This window comes from Anoxybacillus sp. LAT27 (genome assembly GCF_022030075.1).
Lineage (GTDB): Bacteria > Bacillota > Bacilli > Bacillales > Anoxybacillaceae > Anoxybacillus > Anoxybacillus kestanbolensis.
The window spans coordinates 13,720-32,364 of sequence record NZ_JAIWYK010000001.1 but is presented as its reverse complement, the minus strand read 5'-3'; the positions used below and the strand labels follow the sequence as shown (position 1 = coordinate 32,364).

Sequence of the window (18,645 nt, the reverse complement as noted above, 5' to 3'; positions counted from 1 at the left end):
TAAAATAAAAATACGTATTACGTAAGGAGGGGTCGACATGAATAGTCACATTCGTCGCTCCATGCCGTTATTTCCTATCGGTATCGTTATGCAGTTAACAGATTTATCAGCGCGACAAATTCGCTATTATGAAGAACACGGTCTTATTTCACCTGCACGGACAGAAGGTAATCGGCGGTTGTTCTCGTTTAATGACGTGGATCGGTTGCTTGAAATTAAAGATCTAATCGAGCAAGGGGTTAATTTGGCGGGAATTAAACAAATTTTTGCTTCACGTCAGCAACAACACGCTGAAGCAACGCCACCTGTTGCGCCGAAAGTCATGAAGCAAGATTTGTCGGAAGCGGAGTTGCGCAAACTTTTGCGTGCCGAGCTGATGCAAGCAGGTCGCTTTAATCGCGCTTCACTTCGTCAAGGCGATATCGCTCGTTTTTTTCATTAAAGAATTTATGTTTTTAACATAAATGATCTTTTCATTTTTGGGGGAGGAATATGTATGGCTAAGTACACAAAAGAAGACATTTTTCGTATTGTAAAGGAAGAGAATGTAAAGTATATTCGCTTGCAATTTACTGATATTCTCGGCACGATTAAAAACGTAGAAATTCCAGTGAGCCAGCTACAAAAAGCGCTCGATAATAAAATGATGTTTGATGGATCATCGATCGAGGGATTTGTTCGCATCGAAGAATCAGATATGTACTTGTACCCAGATTTAGATACATTCGTTATTTTCCCATGGACAGCTGAAAAAGGGAAAGTGGCACGTTTTATTTGTGACATTTATAATCCGGATGGTACACCGTTTGAGGGGTGTCCGCGTTACAACTTAAAACGTGTACTAAAAGAAATGGAGGAGCTCGGATTTACAGAGTTCAACCTAGGGCCAGAGCCAGAGTTCTTCTTGTTTAAGTTAGATGAAAAAGGAGAGCCTACATTAGAGTTAAACGATAATGGCGGTTACTTTGACTTAGCACCAACCGATTTAGGAGAAAACTGCCGACGGGATATTGTATTAGAATTAGAAGAGATGGGATTCGAAATTGAAGCGTCTCACCATGAAGTTGCGCCAGGGCAACATGAAATTGACTTCAAGTATGCAAATGCGGTAAAAGCGTGTGATGACATTCAAACATTTAAGCTTGTGGTCAAGACTGTTGCACGTAAACATGGTTTGCACGCGACATTTATGCCAAAACCACTTTTTGGTGTAAACGGATCTGGTATGCATTGTAACTTATCGCTCTTTAAAAATGGTGAAAATGCTTTCTTTGATCCAAATGGCCAATTACAACTGAGCGAGACAGCATTACAGTTTATTGCAGGTGTGTTAAAACACGCGCCAAACTTTACAGCGGTAACGAACCCAACAGTAAATTCATATAAACGTCTCGTTCCAGGATATGAGGCACCTTGTTACGTTGCATGGTCGGCACGTAATCGTAGCCCGCTTGTTCGTATCCCAGCATCGCGCGGCATGAGCACACGAATTGAAGTGCGTAGTGTGGATCCTGCAGCTAATCCATATTTGGCCATGGCTGTATTATTGGCGGCCGGACTAGATGGAATTAAAAACAAATTGACGCCGCCTGCGCCAGTCGATCGCAACATTTATGTGATGACAAAAGAGGAACGTTTAGAGGAAGGTATTGTTGACTTACCTGCGACATTAGCGGAAGCGCTCCAAAACTTAAAATCGGATGAAGTAATTGTTAATGCGCTTGGTAAACATTTATTCGAACACTTTGTCGAAGCGAAAGAAATTGAATGGGATATGTTCCGCACGGCTGTGCATCCGTGGGAACGTGAACAATATATGAGCCTTTACTAAAAAAGCTAACGGTTTTTCCGTTAGCTTTTTTTCCGTTTCTTTTTCTTTCTTAATGAATAGTTCGATATACACCGATGACTTTCCCTAAAATTGTAGCGTTTTGGACAATGATCGGCTCCATTGAAGAGTTCTCAGGCTGCAAACGGATATGATCTTTTTCTTTAAAAAACCGTTTTACTGTCGCTTCATGATCTTCCGTCATCGCTACAACGATATCCCCGTTATTTGCTGTTTGTTGTTGACGGACGATCACGTAGTCTCCGTCTAAAATACCGGCTTCAATCATGCTTTCTCCGACAATTTGCAACATAAATACTTGATCATCTGGTGAGACGAACCGTTCTGGAAGGGGGAAGTATTCTTCGATATTTTCAATTGCAGTAATTGGTTGTCCGGCTGTGACTTTTCCGACGATTGGGACATTGATGACATTTGTTCTCGGGATGGATTCATGTTCGTCCAAAATCTCAATGGCGCGAGGTTTCGTTGGATCACGTCTAATGAACCCTTTGCTTTCTAAACGGGCTAAATGTCCGTGAACGGTAGAACTTGAAGCTAAACCAACTGCCTCGCCAATTTCCCTCACAGATGGTGGATACCCTTTCGTGCGCACTTCTTGTTTAATAAAGTCCAAAATTTGTTGTTGTCGTTTTGATAATTTTGCCACCATTATACACCTCTTCCTATTCAATCTTTGTCCATATTATAACATAAATTCGTATGTTAACACAAACATAAGTTCGAGAAATAGTTGACACGAACAAAAGTTCGCGTTATCATAAATACAAACAAATGTTCTTGGGGGTAGGTTTGATGAGCAAAATACATTATATAATAATGATCTTATTTAGCTTTTTGTTTGTATGGGCATTTATGCATGTCACACAATCTGTTGATAAAGAAAAATATGTGGAGATTACGGTATCAGCTGGCGATACACTATGGGGGCTTGCAGAGCAATATAAACATGAACATCAATTGTCACGGCAACAATTCATTGAATGGGTAATGAAAGTAAATAAACGTTCAGACGATCAATTGATCGTTGGTGAGAAAATTGTCATTCCTGTGTTAAAATCAAATAGCGAAAATCAGCTTGTTGCTAATAAACCATAAAGAAAGGGATGACGGATGAACGCGATTATTTATTGTCGTGTAAGTACGACAAAAGAGGCACAAGAAACATCGCTACAAAGACAAAAAGAAGAGCTTCAGCACCTCGCTATGGAATACGAAATGAATGTGATCAAGACCATTGAAGAACAGGCAAGTGGTTATGATATTGAACGGGAAGGAATTATGGAGCTGCTTGATACGATGAAACAACATCGCATCGACGTCGTTCTCGTTCAAGATGAAACAAGACTTGGACGAGGAAATGCAAAAATTGCTCTTCTTCGTTGTTTACAAAAGGAAGGGATTCGCGTCTATACGGTAAGTCATCGTGGGGAGCTTCAATTATCAGAAGCAGATTCGATGGTGTTAGAGATTATTAGTATTGTTGAAGAATACCAAAGAAAGATACATAATTTAAAAATTAAACGTGGCATGCAACGGGCCGTTCAAAACGGATATCGTCCAGAAAACAATTTACGCAACATTGGTGAACACGCTGGACGCGATCGGAAAGATGTGCCGATTGAAGATATTGTTCGTTTACGCCAAAATGGCTTAACGTTTGCAGAAATTGCGGCTACCCTTCGTTCATTTGGTTATGATGTATCTAAAGCGACTGTTCATCGGAGATACAAAGAACACGAACAACTTGTCAACAAAGAAAAGTTTTTGTATGATGATACGAGCAAAAAAATCAATACAAAGGAATGAGGTTGAATGTTATCTTCTGAAAAAATTGCACGAATTAATGCGTTAGCTAAAAAAGCAAAAATGGAAGGTCTTACGGACGAAGAAAAACAAGAGCAACTCCAACTTCGTACAGAGTATATTGCGGCGTTTCGTGCGTCAATGATTGAAACGTTGCATGCCGTGAAAGTCATTGATCCGAACGGAAACGATGTCACTCCTCAAAAATTAAAGGATAGTAAGAAAAAACGCCTGCATTAATATGCCTATCATGGAGAACATACGAGTATAGATGTTCTCTTTTTTCGTCAGTTTGTCAAAAAAAATGTTGTGAAGCATTGTACATTTTACGAACTTTTCTATATCATAAAAGATGAACATGTTTGCAAATGAAAGGATGAAGACGATGACACACTCTATTGAACAATTATCGATTGCGGCGATTCGTACGTTGTCCATTGATGCTATCGAAAAAGCTAATTCCGGTCATCCGGGTATGCCGATGGGCGCAGCACCGATGGCGTATACGCTATGGACGAAGTTTATGAATCATAACCCACGCAATCCAAAGTGGTTTAATCGCGATCGCTTTGTGCTGTCAGCAGGGCACGGTTCAATGCTATTGTATAGCTTGCTCCATTTAAGTGGTTACGACGTCACGATGGAAGATATTAAGCAGTTTCGTCAATGGGGAAGTAAAACACCGGGACATCCAGAATACGGTCATACCCCAGGTGTCGAAGCAACAACTGGTCCGCTTGGGCAAGGAATTGCGATGGCTGTTGGAATGGCGATGGCAGAACGTCATTTAGCAGCTACGTACAACAAAGATAAGTTCGAAATGATCAATCACTTTACATATGCCATTTGTGGTGATGGCGACTTAATGGAAGGGGTTTCGGCAGAAGCTGCGTCGTTAGCGGGGCATTTGAAACTCGGCCGCCTCATCGTTCTTTATGATTCGAATGATATTTCGCTAGACGGCGAATTACATCTTTCGTTTTCAGAAAGTGTAGAACAGCGTTTCAAAGCGTATGGATGGCAATATATTCGTGTCGAAGATGGCAATAACATCGAGGAAATTGCCCGAGCTATTGCTGAAGCTCAAAAAGATTTAGAACGTCCGACATTAATTGAAGTAAAAACGACAATCGGTTATGGTTCACCAAACAAAGCGGGAACAGCAGATGTACATGGCGCTCCGCTAGGTAAAGATGAAATTAAGTTAACAAAAGAAGCATATAAATGGACGTTTGAAGAAGATTTTTACGTTCCAGATGAAGTATATGCTCATTTTGAAAAAGTAGTTAAAGAAGCCGGAGAGAAAAAAGAAGCTGAGTGGAATGCTTTATTTGCTGAATATGAAAAAGCATATCCAGATTTAGCGAAACAGCTAAAAATGGCGATTGAAGGTAAACTTCCTGAAGGTTGGGAAAAAGCGTTGCCTGTATATGCTGAAGGGAAGAGTCTAGCAACACGTGCTTCTTCTGGAGAAGTATTGAATGCTATCGCAAAAGTTGTGCCACAATTTTTAGGTGGATCCGCAGACCTAGCAGGTTCAAATAAAACGTTGATTAAAGGAGCAGGAGACTTCTTACCTGGAAGTTATGAAGGTCGTAACATTTGGTTTGGTGTACGTGAATTTGCGATGGGCGCAGCGTTAAATGGGATGGCGCTTCATGGCGGTGTAAAAGTGTACGGTGGTACGTTCTTCGTCTTTTCAGATTATTTACGTCCAGCGATTCGACTTGCTGCACTTATGGGATTGCCTGTCACATATGTATTTACGCATGATAGCATTGCTGTTGGTGAGGATGGTCCAACGCATGAGCCAATTGAACAACTCGCTTCATTAAGAGCGATGCCAAATGTATGCGTCATTCGTCCGGCAGATGCGAACGAAACAGCAGCTGCATGGCGGTTAGCGGTAGAATCTACGGATCGTCCAACGGCGCTTGTGTTGACACGTCAAAACCTTCCTACGCTAGCGACAACAGCAGGGCGTGCGTATGAAGGAGTGAAGAGAGGAGCGTATGTTGTTTCTGAAGCTCAAGGAGAAGTACAAGCATTGTTGCTAGCATCTGGTTCAGAAGTTAGCTTAGCTGTAGAAGCACAAAAAGCGTTAGCGAATGAAGGTATTCATGTTTCGGTTGTAAGTATGCCTTCGTGGGACCGTTTTGAAGCGCAACCAGCGCAATATAAAGAAAGCGTCATTCCGAAGCATGTAAAAAAACGTCTTGCGATTGAAATGGGTGCATCTCTTGGTTGGGAACGATATACAGGTGACGAAGGGGATATTTTAGCTATCGATCGCTTTGGGGCCTCAGCACCTGGTGAAAAAATTATGCAAGAATATGGATTTACAGTAGAAAACGTTGTAGCGCGAGTCAAAGCATTATTAAGTAAATAATAAAACGGGGAGATGTGCTCCCCGTTTTATTATCGAATGAAGATTTTTTACTGAACATATTGTACAAACCGTTATTGTTTAGTATAGTGTAATGTAGACAACATGAAGGAGGAAAAAATATGTGGGAAATGATTTTAGTAGGCATTGTAGCGCTTGCTGCTGGCGTTGCGCTCGGATTTTTTATCGCGCGTAAAACAATGATGAACTACTTAAAGAAAAATCCACCGATTAATGAACAAATGATTCGAATGATGATGATGCAAATGGGTATGACGCCATCGCAAAAAAAGATCAACCAAATGATGAAAGCGATGAACAATCAGTTGAAATAAAGGTAAGGCACTCACAACGAGTGTCTTTTTTAGCATGGAAAGAAGCTGTTGCCCGTATTTGTATTTTTTTGATAAAATATAGCTAAATGAAGAAAGAATGGAGTGCCAATCATATGGACATTCAACTGTTTGTTGCGTTTGGGGCAGGTGTGTTGTCGTTTATTTCTCCTTGCTGTTTGCCGCTTTACCCAGCCTTTTTATCATATATTACGGGAATTTCAGTTAGTGATTTAAAGTCTGATTATGCATTGTTACAAAAAAGAAGTTTGTTACATACGTTATTTTTTTTGCTCGGTTTTTCTTTTATCTTTATTGCGATCGGTTTCGGCACATCGATTCTTGGACGTTTTTTTCATACGTACCAAGATCTTATTCGGCAAATTGGTGCAATACTGATGGTGTTTTTCGGATTTGTTATTATCGGCATCTTTAAGCCGACCTTTTTAATGACGGATCGTCGTTTATCCTTTCAACAACGTCCATCAGGTTATATCGGATCTTTTCTTATTGGTATGGCGTTTGCTGCTGGTTGGACGCCGTGTACAGGTCCGATTTTAGTATCCGTGATTGCTCTAGCAGCGACAAATCCGAGTTTAGGCGTTGTCTATATGACCGCCTATTCACTCGGTTTTGCTTTGCCTTTTTTGCTTTTATCGTTTTTTATTGGGAAAATGGGTTGGATTCGGAAACATCATGTTAAGCTAATGAAAGTCGGCGGATATGTCATGATAGGCATGGGGGTTGTACTGTTTTTTGATTGGATGACGAAAATTACGATTTATATGACAAACATATTTGGTGGCTTTACAGGTTTCTAGTTTCTTAGGGTGTGGAGGGAAAGGAAATGGCGAGAATTTTAATTGTCGATGATGCAAAATTTATGCGCATGACATTAGCGAATATTTTAAAAAAAGCGAATCATGAAGTGGCTGGGGAAGCAGAGAACGGAAAAGAAGCTGTTGATCTTTATATAGAGTTAAAGCCAGACGTGGTGACACTCGATATTACAATGCCAGTGATGAGTGGTCTTGAAGCTGTGAGGGAAATTAAACGTCATGATCCTCATGCGAAGATTATTATGTGTTCCGCGATGGGGCAACAAAAAATGGTTGTTGAAGCTATTGAAGCAGGGGCGCTAGATTTTATCGTAAAACCATTTGATGAAAGTCGCGTCATGGAGGCTATTCAACGTGTGTTACAGTAAGATGAGAAAGGAAGATTGATTTTGGCTATTTTTAGTTCGGTATTTGCGGTGTTTATGGCTGGACTTGTTTTCTTTATTCGTATGAAAGCAGCAGAAAAACCGACAAACGCCAAAAAAATTATATTACCCCCTATTTTTATGAGCACAGGCGCTCTTATGTTTCTTCATCCAATGTTTCGAGTAACGATGTTAGAATGTGTAGAAGCAGTTTTTGTTGGAGCGCTTTTTTCTATTTTGTTAATTAAAACATCTTCGTTTGAAGTTCGAGGCAACAAAATTTATTTACAACGTTCAAAAGCGTTCGCTTTTATTTTTGTTGGCTTAATTGTATTGCGTCTCGCTTTAAAAACATATTTAAGCCGCACCATTGAGTACGGAGAACTCGCGGGAATGTTTTGGATTTTAGCCTTCTCGATGATTGTTCCGTGGCGCGTGGCGATGTATGCATCATATCGTCGCCTCCAACGTGAAATAAAAGAAAAAAGCTAATCAGCAACAGGCGATTAGCTTTTTTTTGTTAGTAAATGTTCGTATTTTGTAAAATCAATTTGTTTTTCTCTTAGCGCTTTAATTAAAAATTTATGATCACGCTTTGGTGTGGCGAGAATATAGCCACGAACAACTAAATCTTCTGTAATTTGATTCGCATTTTCTTGCAACGCCAACTCTCCAATTTTCCCAGCAATTTTTTGGCGTGCCACATCGCGAAACAACTCAGGAACTGGGCGAACTAAATCTTCAAGTAGCGCTTTTTCTTTTTCAGACCATAAATGACGCGTTTGCTCAATATAATATTGTTGCCAATCCAATTCTGACTTCCCATCCTCTTTTGGTAGCCGTTTTAAAAATTTCCTAAACATGAAGAAGCCACCGATTGACATCGTAACAAGAAGAAAAACGACCCAAAATAAAATAAACCATAAAAACCAACCTGTTAGCATACATTCCACCTCAACGTTTATTATGTAAAAAAACAATGGCAGAATCAAGTAAAAGAGCTGACAGTTGCGTCAGCTCTTTTACATATCGTGACTTGAGTTATGCTTTTGGCGGGTATGATTTTGATTTTTTACTTTTTTCGAACCACTAAGCGGTTCTGGTTGTCCTGGGTTATCTCCTTTTGGGGCATTTTTACGCATGTCTTTGCTTGTATTTTTGTTCATGCGACACACTCCTTTCTTTCATATGATGGCATGATAAACCGTATTTATGCATATTTCATCCGTCAATAGGCACGATAATAACAAAAAGAGAGGAGTGAAAGCGATGCCTTATCATAAAAATAAGCAACAGGCGTTTGAAGCTGCACAACAAGGAACAATGGAGGCAAAAGAATGGTATGATCATCTGGTGAAAAGTGACGCAGACTATGGAAGTCAGTTGCATCATCTAAAGCAAGAAGTAAACGAGGCGTTTGAACAAATTAATAACGCGCTTGAAGTAGCCTCGGAAAAACAACGCAAACAGCTTGAACAATTTCGTCATGATTTGCAAGCGATTGTCGACGAAGTTAACATGTATGAATAATCCCGCTTCAAGCGGGATTATTGATTTTTCTTTCGTTTTTTATTATTTTGTTTTTGAGCTTCGGTGAGTGGCTCGTTGGAGAGCTCTTCATTGTAGCCAGCACCTTTTCCTTGTGCGCTCGCATCGTTCATGCCAGGAATGACATGATTTGCTTTTCTTTTTACCATCTTTTTTCACCTCCTACAACTATTGTTGGAAATAGAGCAAAAAAATATGCATTTATCTGAAACTTATAAACAATTATTATTTACTTATGTAGAGCATTGTATTAAGATAAAAGCGTAGGAATTTTGTGGGTGTGGGAGAAGATGATTTGTTAGAAGGGGGTAATACATAATGGTGAAAAATGATGTATTTCAAGCGCGTGATACGTTTGAGGTGAACGGGAAAAAATATCATTATTATCGTTTACAAGCGCTTGAAGAAGCAGGAATCGGAAATGTATCGCGTCTTCCGTATTCTATTAAAGTGCTTCTTGAATCAGTACTTCGTCAAGTTGATGGACGTGTCATTACGAAAGAGCATGTTGAAAATTTAGCGAAATGGGGAACGAGCGAACTAAAAGATGTAGACGTTCCGTTTAAACCATCTCGCGTCATCTTGCAAGACTTTACAGGTGTCCCTGCTGTTGTTGACTTAGCTTCCATGCGGAAAGCAATGGCCGACATCGGCGGAGATCCGTATGAAATCAACCCCGAAATTCCTGTTGATCTTGTGATCGACCATTCTGTCCAAGTTGATAAAGCAGGGACAGAAGATGCGCTCGAGTATAACATGAATTTAGAATTTGAACGCAATGCAGAGCGTTATAAGTTTTTGAAGTGGGCACAAAAAGCGTTTAGCAATTATCGTGCTGTTCCTCCAGCAACAGGTATTGTGCACCAAGTTAACTTAGAGTATTTAGCGAATGTGGTGCATGTTGTTGAAGGGGAAAATGGTGAGTATGAGGCGTTCCCAGATACGCTTGTTGGCACAGACTCCCACACAACAATGATTAACGGTATTGGCGTACTCGGTTGGGGTGTTGGTGGTATCGAGGCGGAAGCAGGCATGCTTGGACAACCATCTTACTTCCCAGTACCAGAAGTAATTGGTGTACGTTTAACAGGAAAATTACCGAATGGTACGACAGCAACAGACCTTGCGTTAAAAGTGACACAAGTGCTTCGGAAAAAAGGGGTTGTCGGCAAGTTTGTTGAATTTTTCGGTCCAGGTGTGGCGACATTGCCGTTGGCCGACCGTGCAACTGTGGCCAACATGGCACCTGAATATGGTGCAACGTGTGGCTTCTTCCCGGTTGATGCTGAGGCGCTTGATTATTTACGTTTAACAGGTCGTGACGAACAACATGTTCAAGTCGTTGAAGCATATTGCAAAGCGAATGGTTTGTTCTATACACCAGATGCACAAGAGCCTGTGTTTACAGATGTTGTTGAAATTAACTTATCAGAAATTGAACCAAATCTTTCTGGGCCAAAACGTCCACAAGATTTAATTCCGCTTTCAAAAATGAAAGAATCGTTCCGTCAAGCTGTTGTTTCTCCGCAAGGGAACCAAGGTTTTGGCTTGACTGAAGCAGATTTCGATAAAGAAATGACTGTTACGTTAAACGGCGAAGAAGTAAAAATGAAAACAGGTGCGATCGCAATTGCGGCGATTACAAGCTGTACGAACACATCTAACCCATATGTGTTGATCGGAGCAGGCTTGGTGGCGAAAAAAGCGGTAGAAAAAGGATTGAAAGTACCGAAATATGTAAAAACTTCGCTTGCGCCAGGTTCGAAAGTTGTCACAGGTTACTTAAAAGATTCAGGTCTTCTCCCTTACTTAGAGCAAATTGGCTTTAATATTGTCGGTTACGGTTGTACGACATGTATCGGTAACTCTGGTCCGCTTGCTCCAGAGCTTGAAAAAGCGATTGCAGAAAACGATTTGCTTGTAACAAGCGTATTGTCTGGTAACAGAAACTTTGAAGGACGCATTCACCCGCTTGTCAAAGGTAACTATTTAGCATCACCACCACTTGTCGTGGCATACGCTCTTGCCGGAACAGTCGATATCGATTTATTAAATGAGCCGATCGGTAAAGATCAAAACGGAAATGATGTGTACTTTAACGATATTTGGCCATCTACAGAAGAAGTGAAGGAAGTTGTAAAACAAGCAGTGACGCCAGAATTATTCCGTAAAGAATACGAGCGAGTATTTGACGATAACGCACGTTGGAATGCGATTGAAACGACGGACGAGCCACTTTATCAATGGGATGAAAACTCAACATATATTCAAAATCCGCCATTCTTTGAAGGATTATCGCCAGAAGTGGAAGAAGTAAAACCACTTGCTGGTTTGAGAGTGGTTGGAAAGTTTGGCGACTCTGTCACAACAGATCACATTTCGCCAGCTGGATCGATCGGTGTAAACACACCAGCAGGACAATATTTAATTTCTAAAGGTGTTGATCCGAAAGACTTTAACTCGTACGGTTCTCGTCGTGGTAACCATGAAGTGATGATGCGTGGTACGTTTGCAAACATCCGTATTCGCAACCAAATCGCGCCAGGTACAGAGGGTGGCTATACAACATATTGGCCAACAGGCGAGGTCATGTCGATTTACGATGCTTGCATGAAATATAAACAAGATGGTACAGGGCTTGTTGTTATTGCTGGAAAAGATTACGGTATGGGAAGTTCGCGCGACTGGGCGGCAAAAGGAACATACTTGCTCGGTATCAAAACGGTTATTGCGGAAAGCTTTGAACGTATCCATCGTTCAAACCTTGTGCTTATGGGTGTGTTACCACTCCAATTTAAAGAAGGGGAAAATGCTGAGACGCTTGGATTGACAGGTAAAGAAGTATTTGAAGTGCATATTGATGAAAACGTCAAACCGCGCGACTACGTCAAAGTAACAGCGACAGACGAGCAAGGAAACAAAAAAGAATTTGAAGTGCTTGTTCGTTTCGATAGCGAAGTAGAAATCGACTACTACCGTCATGGTGGAATTTTGCCGATGGTATTGCGCGAGAAGTTAAAACGATAAGAAGAGAGCGATCTGCTCTCTTCTTTATTTTGTGTTTGTCTTTTTCGCTGCGTTTTCTAATGCACTTTTTGGATCAGGGGTAAATGTGGCATCATATCCTTGTGGATTGACGCTTGGAGCGTTTTGCCCACGATTTCTTCCGTTATTTTTACTCATCATGTCCACCTCCTGCGCATATTGTATCCGTCTTTTTCAAAAAATATATATAAGAGGAGGCAGTGACATGAATCGAGCCATTCAAACAGCATTGTGTACAATTGCTTTAGCCCAATTTTTAAAAATTCCATTGACGAAAAGAAAAACGAAAAAGTGGGATTGGTCGCTTTTTTTTGAAACGGGAGGCATGCCAAGTTCACATTCTGCGGGTGTTGCCTCCCTTGCCACATATGTTGCTTTAAAACGAGGAGTGCATAGTATAGATTTTGCCCTTGCAGCCATTTTTGGTTTAATTGTTATGTATGACGCCCAAGGAGTGCGTCATCAAGCAGGAGAGTTAGCTATTCGTGTGAACGAATTAACTGAGGAAATCGAACGGTTAAAAGGTGCTCAAGATGACGGAAAGTTGGACCGAAAAGAAGAGTTGTTGCGCGAACGGCTTGGTCATCAACCAATTGAAGTGATTGGAGGGGCGTTTCTTGGTATCGTTACAGGGGGATTATCTTATGTAATAAGTAGGTGGAAGCGCTCGCTATGAGAGGTGAGCGCTCTTTTTTCTTTGCCATATATGTTGAGGGAGTTCTGACAAAATCATCCCTAATAAAATAAGTCCAGCTCCAAATAAGGCCGCTTGTTGAAGATACTCATCATTCCATATATATGCAGTTAGAGCCGCAAAAACAGGTTCTAAAGCAAAAATTAAAGCAACACGTGTTGGAGATGTATATTGTTGAAAATGCGTTTGAATAAAGAAAGCAATCGTTGTCGCGAACAGTGCGGTAATGAGTAGAGCCAGCCATACATCAAATTCAAAAAAAGTGGATAGTGGAATAAGAGACCAGTCTTCAAACAAATATGAACATATAAAACAAGTGATGGATACTGTTTGAACTTGAATCGTTGTTAGCAGGATAGGTGAAAATTTTGTTGCATATATGCTTGTCGTTACGATATGTAGCGCAAAAGCGATAGCGCACAAAAAGACGAACACATCTCCTTTATTGATCGACATATCTCCGCTTGCGGTTAAAAGATATAGTCCGCATGTAGCGAGTATGCTTCCGACAACGGCGTTAAACGAAGGTCTTTGCTTTAAAATGATAAATGAAAGGAAAGGAACGATAACAACATTTAATCCGGTAATGAATCCCGCTTTTGATGAAGTCGTATACAATAAACCAATCGTTTGAAAGGCATATCCAAGACATAGCCATATGCCAAGAAGCGATCCAGCACATATAAGTTGTCGATCCAGAGGTTTACGTTCGAAGATAAGCACCCAAGCCCATAGCAGTACGCTAGCGATCGCAAAACGTACGCCATTAAACATTAATGGAGGTAAAAAAGCAATGGCGTTTTGAACGACGACAAACGTAGCACCCCAAACAAATGCAACAAATAATAAACTAATATCAGCTTTGTATTTCATTTGACTCTCCTTTACAAAAAAAATGTTGTATAAGACCGAAGTCTCATACAACATTTTACCATTATTCTGTATATTTTGGAGATATTTTTTTTGCAAAATATACAAAAGGTGTATCCAACATTGCAACAATCCATTTCAGTACATATGTTGTCATAAAAATTTGTATCCAATCATGCAACGGAAATACACCGAGAAATGCAATGGATGTGAAAACGAGTGTATCGATCAATTGGCTAATCATTGTGCTTCCATTATTGCGAATCCAAAGTTGCGAATCGCGCGGAAATTTCTTTTTAAACCAATGAAATAAGTGAACATCAAGCGATTGACTAATTACAAAAGCAAGTAAGCTACCAAGCGCGATACGTGGCAATAAACCAAAAATCGTTTCTAACGCTGGTTGAGCAAAATCGCTCACATGCGGCTTAAATAATAAAGCGATTTGCATGACGATTGTGAGTGAAATAAGTGTAAAAAAGCCGAGCCATACCGCTTTTTGTGCTTCTTTTTTTCCGTATTTTTCACTTAAAATGTCAGTCACTAAAAAGGCGGTTCCGTACATGACGTTTCCGAGTGTAGCTGTCATACTAAGCAATTCAACGGTTTTGACGACTTGTAAATTAGCAACGACAGTAGAAAAGCCGATCCATACGAATAAACCTGAGCGACCGAAGAAACGATAAATGAGCAATACAAGTGAAAATGTGACGATGGCAGAAAAAAGACCGAGTATTTCGTTAAACATCGTGATCCCTCCTCGTATGAAAATATAAAGACACAAGCGATATTATACAACTGACATCATTTTTTGTCTAAACTGTTATAATAAAATAAAAAGAAAAGGTGAGTGACATATGAAGGTTTTTATGGAATGGACATATGTAACACCGAAGAAAAAGGAAATGGTGTGGACATCAACAGAGATGGAAGTGACAGAGGCTCTATTTTTTGCAGAGGATATAGAAAGAACAGGGAGAGTGAAACAACTTTTATTTTATGATGCAAGTGGTGTGGCTTGGACGAAAAAGGAGTTAATGAAGCTTATGAAAGAAATTGAAACGGAGCCGCACGACGTGATTGCTTATTTTGATGGCGGTTATGATCGTCAATCAAAAAAAGCAGGAATTGGAATCGTGATTTATTATAAACAAAACGGTGCACAATTTCGTAGGCGAGCAAATGCGCAGTTAGACGAATTGCAGTCAAATAATGAAGCAGAGTATGCAGCCTTTTATTTTTTACTCGAACAAATCGAGCATCTCGGTGTTCATCATTTGCCTGTTGTATTCCGTGGGGATGCGCATGTTGTATTGCATCAATTGTCTAATGATTGGCCTGTATTTTCAGACGAGGGGAGATGGGTGGAGCGAATTGAGCAAAAAATGAAAAAGCTTCGTATTTCTCCAATTTATGAACCCATTAATAGAAAAGAAAATAGTGAAGCAGATCAGTTAGCAACACAAGCTCTTCGTGGGAAGATAATTGTAAGTACAATACAATTGGAGCGTGAATGATGAATCGAAAAGATGTGTTACTTCGAATAAATGAATTATTTGACACGTATTGTGAGGAGTGTTTTGTAAAACGTGCACTCCGTAAAGAATACGGGAAATTATATGCACAATCGTTTTGCATCCAAACATGTACAATAGGAGAAAAAATGAAGCAATACGGTCAGTTGCTTGTGAAACAAAAAACGTAACAAGGTGCCCCGAGATACGGGACACCTCATCATTACATGTGGTGGATCGTTTTTGATAATTGATGATATGCGTCCGCTAATTCCTTTTCACATTGTAATAGCAGTGGATCCTCGATGTTTGTTTTAGCGCGTGCGATCGCTTCTTTTGCATTTTCGATCGCTTGTTTTGCGTGATCGAAAGTGTGACTGTCTAAGCTCATCGTTGCCGCTGCAACCATCTTTTTTGCCGATTCAACCGCTAAATGTGCATCTTCAATTTTCGTAAATACGCTATCGGCCTGAAGGTGTGGCTTTTTTGGGTTTTGTGTCATCATGATCCCTCCTCACTTGTAGTATTTGTGTGAAAAGAGGAGAGTATGTAATAAAAAAGACCAGCATATTGCTGGTCTTTTCGTCGAGCTATATATGAATCATCTCAGACGATTATAATTTCACTACGTTTGCAGCTTGAGGACCACGGTTTCCTTGAACGATTTCAAAAGAAACAGCTTGACCTTCTTCTAACGTTTTGTAGCCTTCACCTTGGATTGCTGTGAAGTGTACGAATACATCGTCTCCACCTTCAACTTCGATGAATCCGTAACCTTTTTCGTTGTTAAACCATTTTACTTTACCGTTTTGCATAATACTGAATCCTCCTAATACCTTTTAGCCAACAGGCTAATGAAAAAATTTTTCATATAACGGAATATACTCACAGCAACCAAGTCGGTGCAGGACATATATTCAGTTAGATGATAATTAGACTATACACGAATGATGAGGAAGAGTCAAGACAAAAAGGTGATTTTTTCAAAAAATTTTTTTAGAGGAGGATTTTTGTAATAAGTGCATAACATTAACAGTAAGTAGTATAGAAAGGGAGTGAGCGGTATGTATCGTGGTCAGATTCGTGGGAAAGAAGTGATCATTAAGTTAAGCAATCATGTACGGAAGCAAAAAGTCGATCAAGAAAAGTTATATCAAACGATTTTAGCATTTGGCGAGGCAGCATTTAATCAACAAAAAGAACAATTCGGCATTGTAAGCAAGCAGGGGTTAATTGTAGCCTCAGTTGAACAGCACGATTTGCCTGTGATTTCGGTCGATTATATTATCCCTTCTCATCATGTGTATGAATAAAGTCCAGTAAAGTCTGGGCTTTATTTATGTTATAGTCGTCAATAGATGAATTTTTTATAGAAAACAATTGTGAAAATATGTATGATCATAAATATATGAGGATAAAGGTGGGAACGTATGATGATCAAACAATGGACGATTCAGACGACGAAGCGAGATGAATTTGTAGACATTACTTCACTTGTTCAATCCTTTATTACAGAGAGTGGTGTACAAGAAGGAGTTGTTGTTGTTTATTGTCCACACACGACAGCAGGAATCACAATTAATGAAAATGCTGATCCAGATGTTAAACGGGATATGATTCGCCGTTTTGATGAATTGTATCCATGGTATCATTCTCTCGATCGGCATAGTGAAGGAAACACAGCTGCTCATATGAAAGCAAGCACGGTTGGATCATCTGCGCATGTCATTGTCACAAAAGGTCAGTTGCTTCTCGGAACATGGCAAGGTATTTATTTTTGTGAGTTCGATGGACCGAGAACACGTACATTTTATGTGAAGGTGATGGAAGGATGAACGGACAACGTATTTTGCCGGCAGTGCGTTCGATGAAAGATTTTGACAGGCTATTAAAAATGAATTATGAATATGGTGTGTTTTTAGACATTCATATCGGTATGTTGAAAAGTGTGTATACATATGCAAACGAACATGGGAAAAAAATGTTTCTTCACGTTGATTTAATACAAGGGCTAAAAAGTGATGAGTATGCGACAGAATTTTTATGTCAACTCGTTAAACCGTACGGATTGATTTCAACCAAAAGCAGTGTGATCACGAAAGCAAAACAAAAAGGTGTTGTTGCGATTCAACGAACATTTATTATTGATTCGAACGCCTTTGAACGAAGTGTTCAACTTGTCGAAAAAACAAATCCTGATTATATTGAGGTATTACCTGGTGTTGTTCCGAAAGTTATCTCTCAACTTCATGAACGAACTGGGAAAGAAATTATTGCTGGAGGATTAATAGAAAACGAAACCGAAGTGGAAGCGGCGATTGCTGCAGGGGCTGTTGCGGTAACGACATCAAATGTCGAACTTTGGCGATATTTCGAGCCAAAATAATACAAAAAATCCATTGACACCGTTTTCAATATCCGTTAAACTTGTAAACAAGTTAATTAACTTTGTGACGGAGAAAAGGAGACTCACGCATGTTCCATGTGACGGGATATGTGTGGGTCTTTTTGTTTCTGTCAAAAATAAAAATAGCAAAGGGGAGGAAAGACGATGACACCATTTATAGCCGAAATTGTGGGAACTGCATTATTAATTATTTTTGGGGGAGGTGTATGCGCTGCTGTTAGTTTGAAGAAGTCGTTTGCCCAAAATGGTGGTTGGATTGTGATCACAATGGGGTGGGGACTTGGAGTCGCTATTGCAGTATATGTCGTTGGGCAATATAGCGGTGCTCATCTAAATCCTGCGGTTACACTAGCTTTAGCTTTTAACGGAGACTTTTCTTGGATTCAAGTTCCTAAATATGTTTTAGCCCAAATGATTGGTGCAATGATTGGTGCGACATTTGTGTTTTTATATTATTTACCGCATTGGAAAGAAACAGAGGATGCAGGCACAAAGCTTGGTGTTTTCTCCACGGGACCAGCCATTCCAAATCGCTTTGCAAATTTACTCAGCGAGATACTAGGAACTTTTATTTTAACTGTTGGAATTTTAGCAATTGGAGCGAATAAGTTTACAGAAGGTTTAAATCCGCTTATTGTTGGTTTTTTTATTGTTAGTATAGGTCTTTCTCTTGGTGGAACGACTGGATATGCGATCAACCCTGCAAGGGATTTAGGACCGAGAATTGCACACTTTTTATTGCCTATCCCAGGTAAAGGAAGCTCGAATTGGGGATATGCTTGGGTTCCGGTTGTCGGTCCAATATTAGGCGGTTCGTTAGGTGGACTTTTTTATAAAGGTGTGTTTAAAGGGGAAATGACACAATCATTTTGGTATGTTTTTATTTTGACAATGCTCATTTTAGGCATCGCGTTTGCATCAGAGCAGAGAAAAAATAATAATCCACAGATAGCAAGAAAAATAACAATATAGTAAAAATAGTGAGGGGAG

The 18,645-nt window shown here is 39.9% G+C and carries 28 protein-coding genes; 19 read left to right on the top strand and 9 right to left on the bottom strand.

The genetic code is table 11. The annotated features are described in order from the left end of the window. The first annotated feature begins 37 nt into the window (after window positions 1–37). Together LD028_RS00195 and glnA are read left to right on the top strand one after the other, a co-directional pair. On the top strand, window positions 38–442 hold the full coding sequence (locus LD028_RS00195; RefSeq protein ID WP_077428335.1) for a MerR family transcriptional regulator: 405 nt from the start codon (window positions 38–40) through the stop codon (window positions 440–442). Between the two features lie 54 nt (window positions 443–496). Further along, on the top strand, window positions 497–1,831 hold the full coding sequence (gene glnA, locus LD028_RS00190) for a type I glutamate--ammonia ligase (protein ID WP_237810499.1): 1,335 nt from the start codon (window positions 497–499) through the stop codon (window positions 1,829–1,831). Window positions 1,832–1,880: 49 nt separating this feature from the next. Here the strand turns inward: glnA and lexA are convergent, their stop codons facing one another. Next, on the bottom strand, window positions 1,881–2,498 hold the full coding sequence (gene lexA / locus LD028_RS00185) for a transcriptional repressor LexA (RefSeq protein ID WP_171700061.1): 618 nt from the start codon (window positions 2,496–2,498) through the stop codon (window positions 1,881–1,883). Window positions 2,499–2,644: 146 nt separating this feature from the next. Between lexA and yneA the strand changes: the two genes are divergently transcribed. From yneA to LD028_RS00145, 8 genes are all read left to right on the top strand, one after another. Next, window positions 2,645–2,947 carry a cell division suppressor protein YneA gene (gene yneA / locus LD028_RS00180; RefSeq protein WP_237810496.1) on the top strand — a complete coding sequence of 101 codons (303 nt, stop codon included), beginning with the start codon at window positions 2,645–2,647 and terminating at the stop codon, window positions 2,945–2,947. Window positions 2,948–2,962: 15 nt separating this feature from the next. Next, window positions 2,963–3,658 carry a YneB family resolvase-like protein gene (locus LD028_RS00175; protein ID WP_237810494.1) on the top strand — a complete coding sequence of 232 codons (696 nt, stop codon included), beginning with the start codon at window positions 2,963–2,965 and terminating at the stop codon, window positions 3,656–3,658. A gap of 6 nt (window positions 3,659–3,664) precedes the next feature. Beyond that, window positions 3,665–3,895 (top strand): DUF896 domain-containing protein, encoded by a 231-nt coding sequence (locus LD028_RS00170; RefSeq protein ID WP_006318312.1) that lies wholly within the window; start codon window positions 3,665–3,667, stop codon window positions 3,893–3,895. A 145-nt stretch (window positions 3,896–4,040) separates the two neighbouring features. Next, window positions 4,041–6,044 (top strand): transketolase, encoded by a 2,004-nt coding sequence (gene tkt / locus LD028_RS00165; RefSeq protein WP_237810493.1) that lies wholly within the window; start codon window positions 4,041–4,043, stop codon window positions 6,042–6,044. A gap of 119 nt (window positions 6,045–6,163) precedes the next feature. After that, window positions 6,164–6,376 carry a YneF family protein gene (locus tag LD028_RS00160; protein WP_003398951.1) on the top strand — a complete coding sequence of 71 codons (213 nt, stop codon included), beginning with the start codon at window positions 6,164–6,166 and terminating at the stop codon, window positions 6,374–6,376. Between the two features lie 113 nt (window positions 6,377–6,489). Then, window positions 6,490–7,194: a cytochrome c biogenesis CcdA family protein gene (locus LD028_RS00155; RefSeq protein ID WP_035019581.1), complete on the top strand. Its 705-nt coding sequence runs from the start codon at window positions 6,490–6,492 to the stop codon at window positions 7,192–7,194. A gap of 26 nt (window positions 7,195–7,220) precedes the next feature. Next, on the top strand, window positions 7,221–7,580 hold the full coding sequence (locus tag LD028_RS00150) for a response regulator (RefSeq protein WP_237810492.1): 360 nt from the start codon (window positions 7,221–7,223) through the stop codon (window positions 7,578–7,580). Between the two features lie 21 nt (window positions 7,581–7,601). Then, a complete protein-coding gene (locus LD028_RS00145) occupies window positions 7,602–8,069 on the top strand; it encodes a CcdC family protein (protein WP_004890601.1) in 468 nt (155 codons plus the stop codon). 14 nt (window positions 8,070–8,083) lie between these two features. Here the strand turns inward: LD028_RS00145 and LD028_RS00140 are convergent, their stop codons facing one another. Both LD028_RS00140 and LD028_RS00135 read right to left on the bottom strand, forming a co-directional pair. Continuing rightward, the gene (locus tag LD028_RS00140; protein ID WP_035019583.1) at window positions 8,084–8,521 is read right to left on the bottom strand and encodes a DUF2621 domain-containing protein; all 438 of its coding nucleotides are present in this window, start codon (window positions 8,519–8,521) and stop codon (window positions 8,084–8,086) included. 78 nt (window positions 8,522–8,599) lie between these two features. Next, the gene (locus LD028_RS00135; RefSeq protein ID WP_006318326.1) at window positions 8,600–8,743 is read right to left on the bottom strand and encodes a small acid-soluble spore protein P; all 144 of its coding nucleotides are present in this window, start codon (window positions 8,741–8,743) and stop codon (window positions 8,600–8,602) included. A 103-nt stretch (window positions 8,744–8,846) separates the two neighbouring features. Here LD028_RS00135 and LD028_RS00130 point away from each other — a divergent pair, with 103 nt between their 5' ends. After that, window positions 8,847–9,107 (top strand): hypothetical protein, encoded by a 261-nt coding sequence (locus LD028_RS00130; RefSeq protein WP_035019584.1) that lies wholly within the window; start codon window positions 8,847–8,849, stop codon window positions 9,105–9,107. 17 nt (window positions 9,108–9,124) lie between these two features. On the opposite strand, the gene sspO is transcribed toward LD028_RS00130, so the two are convergent. Then, a complete protein-coding gene (gene sspO / locus LD028_RS00125; protein ID WP_004890592.1) occupies window positions 9,125–9,274 on the bottom strand; it encodes a small acid-soluble spore protein O in 150 nt (49 codons plus the stop codon). A 169-nt stretch (window positions 9,275–9,443) separates the two neighbouring features. Here sspO and acnA point away from each other — a divergent pair, with 169 nt between their 5' ends. Then, window positions 9,444–12,152: an aconitate hydratase AcnA gene (gene acnA / locus LD028_RS00120; protein WP_006318333.1), complete on the top strand. Its 2,709-nt coding sequence runs from the start codon at window positions 9,444–9,446 to the stop codon at window positions 12,150–12,152. Window positions 12,153–12,176: 24 nt separating this feature from the next. Here the strand turns inward: acnA and sspL are convergent, their stop codons facing one another. Beyond that, window positions 12,177–12,308, bottom strand: coding sequence for a small, acid-soluble spore protein L (gene sspL, locus LD028_RS00115; RefSeq protein ID WP_035018667.1), 132 nt, complete (start codon window positions 12,306–12,308; stop codon window positions 12,177–12,179). Window positions 12,309–12,375: 67 nt separating this feature from the next. Between sspL and LD028_RS00110 the strand changes: the two genes are divergently transcribed. Then, window positions 12,376–12,846 (top strand): divergent PAP2 family protein, encoded by a 471-nt coding sequence (locus LD028_RS00110; protein ID WP_041638403.1) that lies wholly within the window; start codon window positions 12,376–12,378, stop codon window positions 12,844–12,846. Here LD028_RS00110 and LD028_RS00105 read toward each other — a convergent pair. Together LD028_RS00105 and LD028_RS00100 are read right to left on the bottom strand one after the other, a co-directional pair. Further along, window positions 12,841–13,737, bottom strand: a complete 897-nt coding sequence (locus LD028_RS00105; RefSeq protein ID WP_077428341.1) for a DMT family transporter — start codon at window positions 13,735–13,737, stop codon at window positions 12,841–12,843. The genes LD028_RS00110 and LD028_RS00105 overlap by 6 nt on opposite strands. A 61-nt stretch (window positions 13,738–13,798) precedes the next feature. Next, window positions 13,799–14,482, bottom strand: coding sequence for a queuosine precursor transporter (locus LD028_RS00100; protein ID WP_237810491.1), 684 nt, complete (start codon window positions 14,480–14,482; stop codon window positions 13,799–13,801). Window positions 14,483–14,591: 109 nt separating this feature from the next. On the opposite strand from LD028_RS00100, the gene LD028_RS00095 reads away from it, so the two are divergent. Beyond that, the gene (locus tag LD028_RS00095; RefSeq protein WP_035018665.1) at window positions 14,592–15,251 is read left to right on the top strand and encodes a ribonuclease H family protein; all 660 of its coding nucleotides are present in this window, start codon (window positions 14,592–14,594) and stop codon (window positions 15,249–15,251) included. After that, a complete protein-coding gene (locus LD028_RS00090) occupies window positions 15,251–15,439 on the top strand; it encodes a zinc-finger domain-containing protein (RefSeq protein ID WP_035018664.1) in 189 nt (62 codons plus the stop codon). Before LD028_RS00095 ends, LD028_RS00090 begins: the two co-directional genes overlap by 1 nt. A 32-nt stretch (window positions 15,440–15,471) precedes the next feature. On the opposite strand, the gene LD028_RS00085 is transcribed toward LD028_RS00090, so the two are convergent. Together LD028_RS00085 and cspD are read right to left on the bottom strand one after the other, a co-directional pair. After that, window positions 15,472–15,753, bottom strand: coding sequence for a DUF2564 family protein (locus LD028_RS00085; RefSeq protein WP_309240386.1), 282 nt, complete (start codon window positions 15,751–15,753; stop codon window positions 15,472–15,474). A 109-nt stretch (window positions 15,754–15,862) separates the two neighbouring features. Beyond that, the gene (gene cspD, locus LD028_RS00080; protein WP_003398931.1) at window positions 15,863–16,063 is read right to left on the bottom strand and encodes a cold-shock protein CspD; all 201 of its coding nucleotides are present in this window, start codon (window positions 16,061–16,063) and stop codon (window positions 15,863–15,865) included. A gap of 249 nt (window positions 16,064–16,312) precedes the next feature. Here cspD and LD028_RS00075 point away from each other — a divergent pair, with 249 nt between their 5' ends. The 4 genes from LD028_RS00075 to LD028_RS00060 all read left to right on the top strand — a co-directional run bounded on the left by LD028_RS00075 (window position 16,313) and on the right by LD028_RS00060 (window position 18,627). Further along, window positions 16,313–16,561, top strand: a complete 249-nt coding sequence (locus LD028_RS00075) for a hypothetical protein (RefSeq protein WP_004890569.1) — start codon at window positions 16,313–16,315, stop codon at window positions 16,559–16,561. A gap of 120 nt (window positions 16,562–16,681) precedes the next feature. Then, window positions 16,682–17,083: a secondary thiamine-phosphate synthase enzyme YjbQ gene (locus LD028_RS00070; RefSeq protein ID WP_237810508.1), complete on the top strand. Its 402-nt coding sequence runs from the start codon at window positions 16,682–16,684 to the stop codon at window positions 17,081–17,083. After that, window positions 17,080–17,634, top strand: a complete 555-nt coding sequence (locus tag LD028_RS00065) for a glycerol-3-phosphate responsive antiterminator (RefSeq protein ID WP_237810489.1) — start codon at window positions 17,080–17,082, stop codon at window positions 17,632–17,634. The genes LD028_RS00070 and LD028_RS00065 overlap by 4 nt, the downstream gene beginning before the upstream one ends. Window positions 17,635–17,799: 165 nt before the next feature. Continuing rightward, window positions 17,800–18,627: an MIP/aquaporin family protein gene (locus LD028_RS00060; RefSeq protein WP_237810488.1), complete on the top strand. Its 828-nt coding sequence runs from the start codon at window positions 17,800–17,802 to the stop codon at window positions 18,625–18,627. Window positions 18,628–18,645: the final 18 nt, after the last annotated feature.